Annotated in this window: 14 protein-coding genes; 11 read left to right on the plus strand and 3 right to left on the minus strand. The window is 68.3% G+C overall.

Going from position 1 to position 13,974, the window contains the following annotated elements; genetic code table 11:
• Positions 1–96: 96 nt before the first annotated feature.
• The 3 genes from LRQ07_RS02190 to LRQ07_RS02200 are packed head-to-tail and all read right to left on the minus strand — an operon-like array spanning position 97 to position 1,979.
• Positions 97–636: a YaeQ family protein gene (locus LRQ07_RS02190; RefSeq protein ID WP_256535707.1), complete on the minus strand. Its 540-nt coding sequence runs from the start codon at positions 634–636 to the stop codon at positions 97–99.
• A gap of 59 nt (positions 637–695) precedes the next feature.
• On the minus strand, positions 696–905 hold the full coding sequence (locus tag LRQ07_RS02195; protein ID WP_256535708.1) for a hypothetical protein: 210 nt from the start codon (positions 903–905) through the stop codon (positions 696–698).
• Between the two features lie 27 nt (positions 906–932).
• Entirely contained in the window at positions 933–1,979 is a 1,047-nt protein-coding gene (locus LRQ07_RS02200) for an Rv2578c family radical SAM protein (protein ID WP_256535709.1), read from the minus strand.
• Positions 1,980–2,053: 74 nt separating this feature from the next.
• Here LRQ07_RS02200 and LRQ07_RS02205 point away from each other — a divergent pair, with 74 nt between their 5' ends.
• From LRQ07_RS02205 to LRQ07_RS02255, 11 genes are all read left to right on the plus strand, one after another.
• A complete protein-coding gene (locus tag LRQ07_RS02205) occupies positions 2,054–2,983 on the plus strand; it encodes a M15 family metallopeptidase (protein WP_256535710.1) in 930 nt (309 codons plus the stop codon).
• 152 nt (positions 2,984–3,135) lie between these two features.
• On the plus strand, positions 3,136–4,299 hold the full coding sequence (locus LRQ07_RS02210; protein ID WP_232762710.1) for an acyl-CoA dehydrogenase family protein: 1,164 nt from the start codon (positions 3,136–3,138) through the stop codon (positions 4,297–4,299).
• A 343-nt stretch (positions 4,300–4,642) separates the two neighbouring features.
• On the plus strand, positions 4,643–5,458 hold the full coding sequence (locus LRQ07_RS02215; RefSeq protein ID WP_047522400.1) for a GntR family transcriptional regulator: 816 nt from the start codon (positions 4,643–4,645) through the stop codon (positions 5,456–5,458).
• Between the two features lie 38 nt (positions 5,459–5,496).
• Positions 5,497–6,516: an NAD(P)-dependent oxidoreductase gene (locus LRQ07_RS02220; protein ID WP_131494025.1), complete on the plus strand. Its 1,020-nt coding sequence runs from the start codon at positions 5,497–5,499 to the stop codon at positions 6,514–6,516.
• Positions 6,513–8,108 carry an FGGY family carbohydrate kinase gene (locus LRQ07_RS02225; RefSeq protein ID WP_256535711.1) on the plus strand — a complete coding sequence of 532 codons (1,596 nt, stop codon included), beginning with the start codon at positions 6,513–6,515 and terminating at the stop codon, positions 8,106–8,108. Before LRQ07_RS02220 ends, LRQ07_RS02225 begins: the two co-directional genes overlap by 4 nt.
• A 21-nt stretch (positions 8,109–8,129) precedes the next feature.
• A complete protein-coding gene (gene lsrF, locus LRQ07_RS02230) occupies positions 8,130–9,020 on the plus strand; it encodes a 3-hydroxy-5-phosphonooxypentane-2,4-dione thiolase (protein WP_256535712.1) in 891 nt (296 codons plus the stop codon).
• On the plus strand, positions 9,017–9,391 hold the full coding sequence (locus LRQ07_RS02235; protein ID WP_131494031.1) for a cupin domain-containing protein: 375 nt from the start codon (positions 9,017–9,019) through the stop codon (positions 9,389–9,391). The genes lsrF and LRQ07_RS02235 overlap by 4 nt, the downstream gene beginning before the upstream one ends.
• A 41-nt stretch (positions 9,392–9,432) precedes the next feature.
• The gene (locus LRQ07_RS02240; protein ID WP_131494032.1) at positions 9,433–10,758 is read left to right on the plus strand and encodes an ABC transporter substrate-binding protein; all 1,326 of its coding nucleotides are present in this window, start codon (positions 9,433–9,435) and stop codon (positions 10,756–10,758) included.
• 29 nt (positions 10,759–10,787) lie between these two features.
• Positions 10,788–11,693, plus strand: coding sequence for a carbohydrate ABC transporter permease (locus LRQ07_RS02245; protein ID WP_256535713.1), 906 nt, complete (start codon positions 10,788–10,790; stop codon positions 11,691–11,693).
• A 2-nt stretch (positions 11,694–11,695) separates the two neighbouring features.
• Entirely contained in the window at positions 11,696–12,634 is a 939-nt protein-coding gene (locus LRQ07_RS02250) for a carbohydrate ABC transporter permease (protein ID WP_134352868.1), read from the plus strand.
• A 151-nt stretch (positions 12,635–12,785) separates the two neighbouring features.
• Positions 12,786–13,934 carry a serine hydrolase domain-containing protein gene (locus tag LRQ07_RS02255; protein ID WP_256535714.1) on the plus strand — a complete coding sequence of 383 codons (1,149 nt, stop codon included), beginning with the start codon at positions 12,786–12,788 and terminating at the stop codon, positions 13,932–13,934.
• The last annotated feature ends 40 nt before the right edge of the window (positions 13,935–13,974 follow it).

Below are 13,974 nucleotides of genomic sequence, written 5' to 3' on the forward strand. Positions count from 1 at the left end.
AATCTGCCGAAAGGCCCCGGGAACACGGTTTCCGGGGCCTTTCGGCGTCATTCTTCCTGAGTTGTGAACGGCCGAGCGGCGAGAGCGACGGCGGAGTCAGGCCAGCTCGTGCACGTGCACGGTCGAGGTGAGGTTCGTGCCGTTGAGGTCGAGGTAGAGGACGCCCTCGGTCACGGTCAGGGTCATCGTGTTCCGGCGCTCGATCAGGGTGGCGGCGGTGTCGATGAAGCCGGGGTCGAAGCTGTGGACGCGGAGGTCTTCTCGGCGGTGGATGCGCTTGTCCGCCCACGGTGCCATCACTTTGGCGGGGTCACGGTGGGTGTACACGACGGTGCGCTCGGCGAGTCTGCTGCCGTAGTGAAGTCGTTCGGCGTCGGGCGCACCGATCTCGATCCACGTGGTGATGAGGCCGGTGAGGTCGCGCACGAGAACGGCAGGCTCCTCGGTCGATGAGATGCTGCCGCCGAACGCGATGCCCTCCGCGAACTCGAGCCCGTAGGCGAGCACGCGGGTGAGCATGTACGCGTCGGTCTCGGACGGATGCCGCGCCACGCGCAGGGAGCAGTCCTCGTAGACGCCGCGATCGGTGTCAGCGAGCTGCACCTCGAATGTGTGGACTGTGGAACCGATCGCCATGATCACCGAGCCTACGCGGGTGGGAGCGGGCACCCGACCGCGACCCCCGGCGAAGGCGATCAGCGCGAGGCGTCGACTTTCTCGGGAAGCCCGGCCCGCTGCGCGTCGCGGTCGCGGAGCAGCACGATGCCGATGAGTACCAACGATGCCCCGAACGCCGCGGCTCCCAGCAGCGACAGAGTGGTGCCTCCGCCGAGCGGGAGGACAGTTCCGACGACCGCGGCTGCGAGACCGCCGAGGAACAACAGGGCCACGAATCCACGGAACATGCGTCCACCGTAGCGCGAGTGCCTCCCTCAGAAGAGCATCGGCTGCGGCGCGGGTGCGGCTGTCCTGGCCGGTGACGGTGTGAACGTCGGGCGGTCGCGCCGGGGATAGTCGTCTTCATGACGGCCATCGAGCCCGTGCATCCGGATGAGTGGACGCGCGCGTTTGGCGAGCCACTGCCGGTACGGCTTCGGAGCCTCGACGGAGGCCCCCGGGTAGAGGCCGCGATACGAGGAGACCAGGTCGGGCCGGTGAGTGTCGAGCCACTGGAAGAACCACGGCTTCACGCCCGGTCGCAGGTGCAGGGCGCCGTAGACGACCCTGCGAGCCCCGGCCTCCTTGATGCGCAGGAGCGCGTTGTCGATCGCCTCGAGTGAGTCGGTCATATGCGGCATGATCGGCATCAGGAAGACGGTGACGTGGAAACCGGCCTCCGTCAGTGCACGCACCGTGTCGAGACGGGCCTGCGTGGTCGGGGTGCCGGGTTCGATCGCCTTCTGCAACTCATCGTCGTACATCGCGATGGACATCTGCACGTCGACGGGCACCCGCTCAGCGGCCTTCACGAGCAGGGGGATGTCGCGGCGGATCAACGTGCCTTTGGTGAGGATCGACATCGGCGTACCCGAGGCGGCGAGCGTCTCGATGATGCCCGGCATGAGCTTGTATCGCCCTTCGGCGCGCTGATACGGATCGGTGTTGGTGCCCAGGGCGACGGTCTCGTGCTCCCAGCTCCCCCTGCGCAACTCCTTCTCGAGAACCTCCACCACGTTGACCTTGACGACGATCTGCGAGTCGAAGTCGGAGCCGCCGTCCAGGTCGAGATACTCGTGCGTGCCGCGGGCGAAGCAGTAGACGCAGGCATGACTGCATCCGCGGTAGGGGTTGATCGTCCAGGCGAAGGGCATTCGGGAGGCACCGGGCACGTGGTTCAGGGCCGACTTCGACAGAACCTCGTGAAACGTCATGCCCGCGAACTCGGGAGTCGTCACCGTGCGCAGCACGTTGCTGCGATCTTCCATCCCCGGCAGCGCTGAGGCATCCACCTCTCCGAGTCTCTGTCCCTGCCACCGCATTCCCCTATTCGAACAGAAGAACGAATGCAATGCAAGGGACTCTGCGACTTATCTTCGAATGAGATAATGGGGCAATGCCTGTTCTGCCGCACGCTCAGCATGCGGCGCCGCGGTCCCCGATCCGGGGTCCTGCACTGCCGATCGGGGTGGCGGTGACCGCGATCGGCGTGCTGCTCTCCATCGGGTCCCTGCCGTCGGCGTCGTCGGACGCCGTCCCGATGCCGGAGCCGGTCGCGGTGCTGCAGGTGCCGACCGTGCAGGTGGGGGCGACGACGGCCGCGGACCCGTGTGCGGAACCGACCGTGCAACAGGCGGTCGCCGACGGTGACGATGTGGCCACGATCGCGGGCTTCGGGGGTGGACGGGCCTTTCGCGATGCGGTCGTCGCGGGCAACGCCCCCTGCGTCTCGCTCACCGACCCGGCACGTCTCTGGGTCGTGGTGAACAAGTCGCTTCCGCTGGATCCACCCGAGTACGAGCCCTCGGATCTCGCCTCCGTGCCGCTGCAGATGACGACGCCGTCCGGGCGGGTGCGCACCGAGGTGGCCGCTGCCGTCGGCGCGATGGCGGAGGCGGCGGTCGAGGCTGGGGTCGGCCGCATCGGCGCGAACAACGGCTACCGCTCCTACGGACTGCAGGTGTCGACGTACGACTCGCACGTGCGGGCGCAGGGTCAGCAGGGCGCGGATGCGGGGTCGGCCCGCCCCGGGCACAGCGAGCATCAGACGGGTCTGGCCATCGACGTGGTGGCCTGCGGTTCCGGCTGCGGGGGCCTGGACGGGTTCGGCGGGACGGCGCAGAGCGACTGGGTGGCCGCGCATGCCTGGGAGTACGGGTTCATCGTCCGCTACGAACAGGTCGGCACGCCGGTGACCGGTTATGCGCCGGAGCCCTGGCATCTCCGCTACGTCGGCGTCGACCTCGCGGCGGCGTATCACGACGGCGGATATCACACGCTGGAGGAGTTCTTCGGGCTCCCGGCGGCCCCCGATTACGGGCACTGAATCACGGCCATCCGCGGTCGTTGCGGCATCCGACAACCGCGGTACCCAGTGTCACGATATATGGGATGCATTCTCACAACGTGCTGTCTCACCCGCCTGCGGGGACGTAGAATCTCCGGAGCAACGATGCATGAGACGTTCAGGAGGACGGCATGGAACGCGACATCTACGACGAGGATCACGAGGCATTCCGAGACCTGGTCAAGGACTTCGTCAAGCGCCACGTGACGGGCGAAGCGATCGAGCGGTGGGATGCCGCGGGGGAGATCGACCGGGCCACGATGCTGGCTGCCGGCGAGGCGGGTCTGATCGGATTGTCGGTCCCCGAGGAGTTCGGCGGCGCCGGGATGCTGCAGGACTACCGTTTCCGCACGATCGTCATGGAAGAGGTCATCGCCGCCGGTGCGGGTTCACTGGCAGGGGCCTTCGGCATCCAGGACGACCTGGCCGTGCCCTACCTCGTGCACATGGGGACCCAGGAGCAGAAGGAGAAGTGGCTGCCGCGCATGGCCACGGGTGAAGTGCTCGGTGCGCTCGCCATGACCGATCCCGGCGCGGGTTCGGATCTGCGCGGCATCAAGACCAACGCCAAGAAGGTCGACGGCGGCTACATCCTCAACGGCGCGAAGACGTTCATCTCCTCGGGCACCACGGCCGACGTCGTCGTGACCTTCGTGAAGACCGGCGAGGGCAACCGTCCCGACGCGTTCAGTCTGCTGCTCGTGGAGAAGGGCATGGAGGGCTTCGACCAGGGGAAGAAGCTCAGCAAGATGGGCTTCCACGGCTGGGACACGGCCGAGCTCAGCTTCACCGACGTGTTCATCCCCGAAGAGAACCTCATCAGCGGCAAGGAGGGTCAGGGCTTCATCCAGTTGATGCTCAACCTGCCGCTCGAGCGTCTCTCGATCGGTGTCGCCGCCGCCGCCGCCGCGCAGGCCGCCCTCGACTGGACCGTCGCCTACACGAAGGACCGCGAGGCGTTCGGCGAGCGCATCGCCGACTTCCAGAACACCCGCTTCCGCCTCGCCGACATGTCGGCGACCACCGATGCGATGTGGGCGTACATCGACCGCGCGCTGCTCGCCTACAAGGACGGCAGGCTCACCGCCGAGGACGCCGCCAAGGTCAAGTTCTGGGCGACCGAGCGCGAGTGGGAGGTGCTCGACACGGGCGTGCAGCTGCACGGTGGGTACGGCTACATCATGGAGTACCCGATCGCCCGCGCCTTCACCGATGCTCGGGTGCACCGCATCTACGGCGGCACGAACGAGATCATGCGCGATCTCGTCGGCCGCCAGATCGCCGGCAAGCGCTGACACTTCCTCGCGCGGGATCAAAAACGCACCTCCGGAATGCTCCGGGGGTGCGTTTTTGATCCCGCACGCGCGGTCGGACCGTGCGAAGAGGGGTGACTTGTATCGACGGTCGGCCGAGGATGGGCGATAGCGTGCGCCGCATCCGGCGTGGGGGCGCGGCAGGAGTCGGCGTTAATCCCTGATCAGAGCGCATATCTTCGCAGCGATGAAGCGCGTGGATCATTCTCTTGACTTGTCTCTTCATGGGATACATGTCCTGCACCATGATCGATACATGTCGGATACGAGATGTCCGACTCGGGGAACGACGAAGTCCCCGTACCCGCTCATCGAAGAGGCCGGAATGTCCACGCTCACCATGCCGCTGCTCGACCGTACGTCGACCGCCCCGATCTGGTTCCAGATCATGCGCGCCATCGAGGGCGAGATCGCGCAGGGGACCTGGGCGCCGGGTGACCGGCTGCCGAGCGAGAGCGCGTTGCGCGACCACTTCTCCGCATCTCGCACGTCCGTTCGCGATGCCCTGTCCCGGCTCGAGAGCGCAGGCATCATCTCCCGTCAGCAGGGCAAGGGTGCATTCGTCGAGCGGGCGCAAGGTCCCTCGGCGTGGACCCTGCCCTCGGCGCCGAGCCTCCTCGGCGAGTACAGCGAGGATGGACGCAGCGCACTGAGCTCCGAGATCCTCCGCGCCGGCATCGAACCCCTCCCGTCCTGGGCAGCGGCGGTCGTCGGCCGTGACTCGCCCGATGGTATGGGATTCGTGCTCGAACGCGTGCGCGCCGTGGGCGCCCGGACCGCCGTGCACGTGATCAACTACCTGCCGTCGCGCTTCGCCGGAGTGCTGCCCGATCTCCGCGACCCGCGCGCGAGCCTCTACGCCGCGATCCGGAACGTGGCAGGGGTCCGCATCGCTCGCATGCACCGCACGATCGAAGCCGTCGCCGCGGACCGAGCGTTGGCGAGTCTGCTCGAGGTCGAGCCCGGGCATCCGATCGTCGTGGTCGAAGCCGTCGCCTACGACCAGGCCGGACAGCCCATCGACTTCTCCCGCGCTTCGGTGCGGACCGACCGCCTGCGCGTCAGCGTCGACACCGGGTTCGACGCCGCAGGCATCTCCACCGAGACCGCATCCGGCCGCTATCCGACCGTCCTGCGCTGACCCCGCACACCCATCGAATTCCCCCGGGAGCCCTGCACATGAGCGAACACCGCATCCTCGTCATCGGCGACAGCTACATGACCGCCGAGATCTTCACCCGCGCGTTCGCGCAGCGGGGCATCGACGTCGACGAGGCGACGATGGCGATCACGACGCCGACGTGGGACACGTCTTCGATCCGGGAGTACGAGGGCGACCCGGCGGAGGTCGCACGCCTCGGACGCGGCTACGACATCATCGCCTTCCATGCGGCACCGGTCACCGCTGAGGTGCTCGCTGCACTCCCTGACCTGCGTCTGATCGGCTGCGCTCGCGGAGGACCCGTCAACGTCGATGTCGATGCCGCGCGTGAGCGAGGGGTGCGGGTCACCACGACGCCGGGGAAGAACGCGGATGCCGTGGCCGACCTCACCATCGGCTTCCTGATCTCCCTGGTGCGCAACGTGCCGGCGTCATTGCGTGACGTCGACGAGCGGGTGGCCGATGGACGCCCGCTCGCCGAGTCGACCTTCGAGGGTGCGCGGTGGTTCGGCCGCGAGGTCAAGGGCCTCCGGCTGGGACTGATCGGCTACGGGAACGTCGCGCGGCTCGTCGCCGCCCGCGCCCGGGCCCTCGGGGCGACCATCACCGCCTACGATCCCTTCGTCGATCCGGATTCGGTGACGGATGCCACGATCGTCTCCGATCTCGACGCGCTGCTCGCTTCCAGCGACGTCGTCAGTGTGCACGCCCGGGCCACGGCCGAGAACCGCCACATGATCGGTGCTGCGCAGCTCGCCCGGATGCCCGAAGGATCGTTCCTCATCAACACGGCCCGGGAGTCCCTCGTCGATGAGGGGGCTCTCCTCGACGCCTTGCGCAGCGGCCGACTCTCCGGTGCCGCGCTCGACGTCAACGAGCCGGACGGGCCCTGGCGTGAGCTCGTCGCCGAGCCCTCTCTCATCCTCACCCCGCACCTCGCCGGGGCCACGAACGAGACCCTCGCCCGCGGCGCCGACATGCTCGCCGCCGAGGTCGAGAGCTTCCTGACAGACGGGAGCCTCCGATGGGAACGATGACCGATGTCTTCCTCGCGATCGATGCGGGCACGGGTTCGGCGCGGGCGCTCGCCTTCGACATCGAAGGGCGCCTCGTCGCGCGCGCCGCTCGTGAATGGACGCACACGGCCGTGCCCGGCCACCCCGGCGGCACCGTCTTCGACACGGAAGGCGGATGGAACGCCATCGCGGACGCCGTCACCGAGGTGGTCGCGCGGCTCGGCGATCGACGCGTCGCCGCCGTCGCTGCGTCGAGCATGCGGGAGGGGTTCGTGCTCTACGACGCCGAGGGACGCGAGCTCTGGGCCTGCCCGAACACCGACGGTCGGGCACGGATCGAGGCCGATGAACTGGTCGCCGAAGGCGTCGCCGACGAGGTGTATCGCACCGCAGGCGACTGGGTGTCGATCACCGCGCCCGCCCGGTTGCGCTGGATCGCCCGGCATCAGCCCGACCTGTTCGCGCAGGCCCAGCATCTCGGCATGCTGAGCGACTGGGTCACGACGCGCCTGACGGGAGAGTTCGTGACGGAGCCGACCAGCGGCTCGAGCTCGGCGCTGTTCGATCTCCGCGCGCGGAACTGGTCCGACGAGTTGGCAGGCCTGGTCGGGGTGAACCGTCGCATCCTCCCTCCCGTCGTCGAGTGCGGAGACGTCGTCGGTGCGGTCACGCCCGCCTCCGCTGCCGCGACCGGACTCGCCGTCGGGACCCCGGTCGTCGCGGGAGGCGCTGACACCCAGCTCGCCCTGCACGGCATCGCCGCCAGGGAGGGGGTGCCGACCATCGTCGCTGGAACCTTCTGGCAGACGACCGCCGTCGTCTCCGAACCGCTCATCGATCCGGAGCGTCGACTGCGCACGCTCTGCCATGTCGAGCGCGGCAGCTGGATGGTCGAGGGCATCGGCTTCCTCTCCGGGCTCGCCATGCGGTGGTTCCGCGATGCGATGTGCCCCGATGCCGCAGATCTCGGTCGTGCGGCCGGTACGTCGGCGTTCGCGGTGATGGAGGGCTGGGCCGCCGAGGTGCCCGCGGGCTCGAACGGTGTGGTCGCGACCATGGCGAACGTCATGCAGGCGGATGCCTGGCATCATGCGGCGCCCGCCTTCGTGGGCTTCGACATCAACGACGCCGCGCACTCGTCACGGGGCGCGTTCATCCGGGCGATCGAGGAATCGGCAGCCATCGTCGCGAACGCCCACCTCGGCATCCTCGCCTCACTCACCGGCGGTCGAGCCCTCGCCGAGGGAACCGTGACCTTCACCGGTGGTTCGAGCGCCGGTGCGCTCTGGCCGCGTGTGATCGCGGGGGTCACCGGACTCGACACCCGGGTGACCCCGGCGCCGGAGGCCACCTCCTACGGGGCGGCACGTCTGGCGGCGCGCGGAGTGGGTGCGGACCTGCCCCCGATGGGTGACCCCGATCGTGTCGAGCACGTCGACCCGCAGGAGCACGAGCGGTATCGCGCCGTGACCGAGCGCTGGCATCGCGTCTACCGGGATGTGCTCTCGATCTCGGGGCCCGACCTGCATCCGCTCTTCACCCCTCCCGGGGCCGCCCGCGCCCCTCACGACCTTCCTCCCACCCGACTCTCGCACGCCGGCCACGCCGGCTGACGACCACCAGAAGGAGACACCATGGCAGACCTCGAAGGCAACGCCGCAGCGAAGAAGTTCCACGTCGAGACGCCGGCCGCCCGGTTCACCCAGAACATCCGCGGCGCGGCGAACCTCGACTGGGGCATGCAGAACCGCCTCTCACGCATCCTCGACCCCCAGACCGGACGCACGGTCATGCTGGCGTTCGATCACGGGTACTTCCAAGGGCCGACATCCGGCCTCGAGCGCATCGACCTCAACATCGCACCGCTCGCCGAACACGCCGATGCCGTCATGTGCACCCGCGGCGCCCTGCGCACCTCCGTGCCGCCCGCGACCCGGGCCGGGCTCGTGCTGCGAGCCTCGGGCGGGCCGTCGATCCTCAAGGACCTCTCCGATGAGTACACGGCGATGGCGATGGCGGATGCCGTGCGCATCAACGCCGATGCCGTGGCCGTGCAGGTCTTCGTCGGAGGCGAGCACGAGAGCCGGAGCATCCGCAACCTGACCACGCTCGTCGACGACGGATACGTGGCCGGTGTACCCGTGCTCGGTGTGACCGCGGTCGGCAAGGAGCTGGTGCGCGACGCCCGCTACCTGGGCCTCGCCACCCGCATCATCGCCGAGCTGGGAGCGCAGCTCGTCAAGACCTACTACTGCGAGGAGGGGTTCGAGGACGTCGTCGCCGGTTGCCCGGTCCCGGTGATCATGGCGGGCGGGAAGAAGCTGCCCGAGCTCGAAGCCCTCACGATGGCCTCGAACGCGGTGCGTGCGGGGGCCGCCGGTGTCGACATGGGGCGCAACATCTTCCAGAGCGCCGACCCCGCGGCCATGATGCTCGCCGTCCGTGCCGTCGTCCATGACAACGTCGATCCCGTGGATGCCCACGAGCTGTTCCGCGAGGCGACCGAGACACGGGTGCCCGCATGAGCGCCGAGGTGCTGCGGGCCGCGGAGGCCGACCTGCGTTTCGGCGACTGGGGGCCCGGCTACCTGGCACAGGACGAGGACGCCGCCTTCGGCGTGGTCGTGCTCCGTCCGGGAGACGTGTTCGCCAACCATCTTCACGAACACCACACCGAGTCGTTCGTGGTTCTCGAAGGACGTGCGGAGATCTGGCTCGACCGCCGCACCCGTCGCGTCGTCGAAGCCGGAGACGTGCTGCGGGCCGCACCGCACGAGGAGCACCTCGTGCGGAACCCGTTCGACGAGGTCTTCCGCGCCGTGTTCGTGAAGACGCCGTGGGTCGACGGCGACAAGGTCGATCGACCCTGGACCCCTGCCGCACCACCGACCGTCTGACTTTTCCTCCCCCACCCGAAGAACATCGAAAGGACAGCACCATGAGTGTGCAAAGACGCTCCTCATCATCCGCTCGCCTCACTCGGCGCGCTCTGCCCGTCATCGCTCTGGCATCCACGCTGGGTCTCGTGCTCGCCGGATGCGCCGGCGACTCCGGCGGCTCCTCCGGCGACGGCGGCGACAAGACCCTCAAGGTCCTGATCGCCGCCCCGCAGGAAGGCGCGGGCAAGATCCTCGAGGCCGACTTCGAGGCCGAGACCGGCGTCGAGATCGAGGTCGAGGTCGTGCCCTACGACCAGATCCAGACCAAGGCGATCCTGGACGCCCAGTCCGGGACGAACAACTACGACGTCATCCAGTACTGGTACACGTCGGTCGGCGCGCTCGCCGATGCCGGTGCGCTCGCCGACATCACCGACTGGGTCGATTCCGACGAGGACATCGATTCCTCCGACTTCATCGAGGCGATCTTCGGGCCGTACACGCAGTACGAGGGCGCGACCTATGGGCTGCCGATCGACGGCGACACGCACGTGCTGTTCTACAACAAGGCGATCTTCGAACGGAACGGCGTCGAGGTCCCGACCACTTGGGACGAGTACGTCGAGGTCTCGAAGAAGATCACGGATGCCGAGAAGGCGAACGGCGTGTACGGCAATGCGCTGCTCGGCTCCAAGAGCGCCTTCAACATCGGCTCGACGTTCTTCAACCGTCTCGCCACGATGTCGCCCGATCCGATCGACCCGCAGATGCCGCAGCTCGACACGGAGTACGCGGTCGCGGCCGCACAGTCGATGCTCGATGCGGCGCCGTCGGCGTTGCCCAGTCCGCTGGAGATCGGCTTCGAGCAGGCCCTCCCGCAGTTCCTCTCCGGCTCCGTCGGCATGATCGAGTTCTGGACCGATCTGGGCGTCTTCGCGCAGGACCCCGAGCAGTCGAAGATCGTCGACGGCTGGGGCGTCGCGCCCCTTCCCGTCGGACCGGAGGGCAAGGTCTCCGGAGCCCTGAACGCGGGGTGGGCGATGGGCATCAGCCCCAACGCCGCCGACGAGGACCTGGCCAAGCAGTTCGTGGCTTTCGCGTCGTCGAAGGAGACCAACGAGAAGCTCATCACCACGACGGGCTCCGGCGTCGACCCGACCCGCACCTCCACTCTGGAGAGCGCGAAGTACATCGAGTTCGCCCCTGAAGTGTCGGCCGTCGCGGCGCAGGTGCTTCCCAACGCGCAGTCGTGGCCGACCTCGCCGCAGGCGCCGGAGATGATCCAGTCGTTGAGCGACAACCTGGCGCTCATGCTGCAGGGCGGCCTGACCGCCGAACAGGCGATGCAGCAGACCTGGGACTCCTGGCAGTCCTTGGCCGACTGACCCCTCGTCGAACCCGGAAAGGACCGCTCATGTCGCAGCCCGTCGCAAGCCGTCGCGTCGCCCGACGCGGGTCGTGGACGGGGCGCGCCCTGCTCGCGCCCGCCGTCATCGCGATCGTGATCATCGCGATCTACCCGCTCGCGTACATCATCGCTGCCTCCTTCTCGGAGTCGTCGCTGGGGCGGCCGTTCTCGGAATGGGTCGGGTTCGACAACTTCGCCGCGATGCTGGGGGACGGGGTCGCCATCCCGTCCCTCGGCAGGTCGCTCCTGTTCGCCATCCCGTCCGCGGTCATCGCGCTCGTCGCGGGTCTCGCGGTGGCACTCTCGCTCGATGCGGCCGTCAAGGGCGGTCGAATCATCCGGGTGCTCCTGCTGCTCCCGCTGATGACACCGCCCGTCATGGCGGGCGTCATCTGGAAGCTCATGCTCGCGCCCACCGGTGGCCTGCTGAACAACATCGGGCAGTCGTTCGCACCCGGGTCGGATCCGTTCCTGTTTCTCGGGTCGAGCCCTGCCGCGATGATCTCCGTCATCTTCGTGGATGCGTGGCAGTGGACGCCGTTCTGCGTCCTCCTGGTCTTCGCGGCGCTGCAGACGCTCCCGACGGAGGTCTACGAGGCATCGCAGGTCGACGGCGCCGGTGTGTGGCAGACGTTCTGGCGCATCACCTTCCCCCTGGTGCTTCCGAGCCTGATCACGGTGCTGCTGCTGAAGCTCGTGGTCTCCTTCAAGGTGTTCGACCTCGTCTTCATCATGACCAGCGGCGGACCGGGCTTCGACACCACCGTCAGCAGCTTCGAGATCTACCGCACCGGCCTGCAGACGTTCGACGTGGGAGCGGCCGCGGCTCAGACCATCGCCTTCCTCGTGCTCGTCACCATCGTCATCCTGCCGCTCAACGCCGTGCGGCAGCGCCTGCACAAGGAGAGCTGATCATGTCCCTCACGCTCCGCGTCCCCGCCCGCACCGAGGAGAGCGCGACGCAAACCCTCGTCGTCCCCGACGCGCGTCGTCGTCGTCGCCCGAAGGTCCGCACCTCGAGCACGTCGCGTCCGGGGCGTCCGTCCGTCGTGGTCACCGCCGTCAAGTGGGTCGTGATCGTCGTCTCGATCGCTCTGGCCCTGCTGCCCGTGCTCTACATGGTCGGAATGTCCTTCAAGAGCCCGGACGACATCCTGTCGACGCGAATCCTCCCCTCTCGCCTCGCGGTCGAGAACTGGGTCGCCGCGTTCGAGAACTGGCCGATCCTGACGTACCTCCGGAACTCGTTCGGCGCCGCGATCGTGGCGGTCCTGGTGGCGCTCCTGGTCTCGATCCCCGCGAACTACGCGATGGCTCGACTCCGCGTCGGAGGGAAGCAGGCTCTCGGGCTCATCGTCTCGGCCTACGTCGCTCCGCCGGTCGTGGCGATCATCCCGCTCTTCGTGCTGGTGCGCTCTGCGGGACTGATGGACTCCGTGCTGGGCCTCGGCATCGTCGAGGGACTGTTGCTCACGCCGGTGGCCGTCTGGTTGCTCGACGGTTTCTTCCGCGCCATCCCCTTCGAGGTCGACGAGGCGGCTCAGATCGACGGCTGTGGCCCGCTCCGCGCACTCTGGTCCGTCATCCTGCCGCTCACCGCACCGGGGATCGTCGCCGTCTCGATCATCGTCTTCATCCTCGCGTACAACGACTTCCTGATCCCGCTGCTGCTGACCCAGAGCATCGACTCCCAGACGCTTCCGGTCGGCATCGCCCTGATGCAGGGCGGCCGTGAGGTGATGTTCGGGCAGATGGCCGCGGCGAGCCTGTCCGGCCTGATCCCGATCTACTTGTTGGCGCTGTTCCTGCAGAAGTGGCTCGTGGGCGGTCTCACTCAGGGCAGCGTGAAGTAACTCGCCCCATCGCCGCGTCGCCGCGTCGCCGCGTGCGCGGGATCAAAAACGCACCTCCGGGATGCTCCGGGGGTGCGTTTTTGATCCCGCACACACCACACACACGGGCGGGCCGTGGACAAGGCCGCCGTCGCCGGGTTGAATCGAGGGCATGACGACCTCGATTCTGGAGACCCTGGATGAGCACGTCGCGCGCGGCACGGCACCGGGGATCATCGGCGTGCTCGGCGCCCCCGACGGGTCTACCGAGATCGTCACGGCCGGTGATCTCCCGGCGGATGCGATCGTGCGTATCCAGTCCATGACGAAGCCGATCCTCGCGGTCGCGGCACTGCGTCTCGTGCAGGGCGGGCGCCTCCGACTCGACGATCCCGTGGAGCGCTGGCTGCCGGAGCTCGCCGACCGCCGGGTGCTGCGCACGCCGGACGCGCCGATCGACGATGTCCGTCCGGCGACGACACCGATCACGCTGCGCCATCTGCTCACCAACACCTCCGGGTACGGCGTGCAGGTCGTGCCGTCTCCGCTGGCGATGGCGATGATCGGGAACAGGACGGCCGCGGGGCAGGAGCCGGTGGCGATGGGCGCTCCGGAGTGGCTCGACGCGCTGGCCGCACTTCCGCTGGCGTTCGAACCCGGCTCCGGGTGGCGCTACCACCACTCCTTCGGCATCCTCGGGGTGCTCCTCTCCCGCGTGGTCGACGGGTCGCTGGAGGAGCACCTACGGCGCGACCTCTTCGAGCCTTTGGACATGGTCGACACCGGGTACACGGTTCCGCTCGAGCAGGCGCACCGGCTGCCCGCTGCGAACCGGCACACGGAGGGCGGACTGGTCGAGGTCGAGCCTGCGGGTGAGGGTTTCCCGGTCGCGCCGGCGCCCTTCGACCTCAGCCACTCCGAACTCGTGTCGACCGCTGCCGACTATGCGGCCTTCGCGCGGATGCTGTCGACCGGCGGACGGCATGACGGAAAGGTCATTCTCGACCCCGAAATGCTGGCGGAGATGCGCACGGACCAGGTGCCTGCGAGCGCGAAGACCGACGACAGCTTCTTCCCGGGATTCTGGGACGGCACGGGGTGGGGGTTCGGCGTCGCGATGCAGACCTCCGGGGCGAACGCCGGTCGCTACGGATGGTCAGGCGGGCAGGGGACGGACTTCTGGATCGACCCCGACGGTTCGTTCGGCATCGTGCTGAGCCAGGTCGAGATGGGCCCGGAGGTCATGGGCTTGTTCCGAGACGTCCAGCGGGTCGCTGGCCCCGCGTGCGGGATCGAAAACGCCCCTGCGGGAAGCACTTGAGGCGCGTTTTCGATCCCGCACGCGGGCCGCGCAGCGGGAC

It is taken from the genome of Microbacterium sp. J1-1 (genome assembly GCF_024498615.1).
Lineage (GTDB): Bacteria > Actinomycetota > Actinomycetes > Actinomycetales > Microbacteriaceae > Microbacterium > Microbacterium aurugineum.

Excerpts from the sequence above, each read along its gene's own strand:
- LRQ07_RS02190 (WP_256535707.1), bottom strand. The coding sequence starts at position 636 with ATGGCGATCGGTTCCACAGTCCACACATTCGAGGTGCAGCTCGCTGAC.
- LRQ07_RS02195 (WP_256535708.1), bottom strand. The coding sequence starts at position 905 with ATGTTCCGTGGATTCGTGGCCCTGTTGTTCCTCGGCGGTCTCGCAGCC.
- LRQ07_RS02200 (WP_256535709.1), bottom strand. The coding sequence starts at position 1,979 with ATGCGGTGGCAGGGACAGAGACTCGGAGAGGTGGATGCCTCAGCGCTG.
- LRQ07_RS02205 (WP_256535710.1), top strand. The coding sequence starts at position 2,054 with ATGCCTGTTCTGCCGCACGCTCAGCATGCGGCGCCGCGGTCCCCGATC.
- LRQ07_RS02210 (WP_232762710.1), top strand. The coding sequence starts at position 3,136 with ATGGAACGCGACATCTACGACGAGGATCACGAGGCATTCCGAGACCTG.
- LRQ07_RS02215 (WP_047522400.1), top strand. The coding sequence starts at position 4,643 with ATGTCCACGCTCACCATGCCGCTGCTCGACCGTACGTCGACCGCCCCG.
- LRQ07_RS02220 (WP_131494025.1), top strand. The coding sequence starts at position 5,497 with ATGAGCGAACACCGCATCCTCGTCATCGGCGACAGCTACATGACCGCC.
- LRQ07_RS02225 (WP_256535711.1), top strand. The coding sequence starts at position 6,513 with ATGACCGATGTCTTCCTCGCGATCGATGCGGGCACGGGTTCGGCGCGG.
- lsrF (WP_256535712.1), top strand. The coding sequence starts at position 8,130 with ATGGCAGACCTCGAAGGCAACGCCGCAGCGAAGAAGTTCCACGTCGAG.
- LRQ07_RS02235 (WP_131494031.1), top strand. The coding sequence starts at position 9,017 with ATGAGCGCCGAGGTGCTGCGGGCCGCGGAGGCCGACCTGCGTTTCGGC.
- LRQ07_RS02240 (WP_131494032.1), top strand. The coding sequence starts at position 9,433 with ATGAGTGTGCAAAGACGCTCCTCATCATCCGCTCGCCTCACTCGGCGC.
- LRQ07_RS02245 (WP_256535713.1), top strand. The coding sequence starts at position 10,788 with ATGTCGCAGCCCGTCGCAAGCCGTCGCGTCGCCCGACGCGGGTCGTGG.
- LRQ07_RS02250 (WP_134352868.1), top strand. The coding sequence starts at position 11,696 with ATGTCCCTCACGCTCCGCGTCCCCGCCCGCACCGAGGAGAGCGCGACG.
- LRQ07_RS02255 (WP_256535714.1), top strand. The coding sequence starts at position 12,786 with ATGACGACCTCGATTCTGGAGACCCTGGATGAGCACGTCGCGCGCGGC.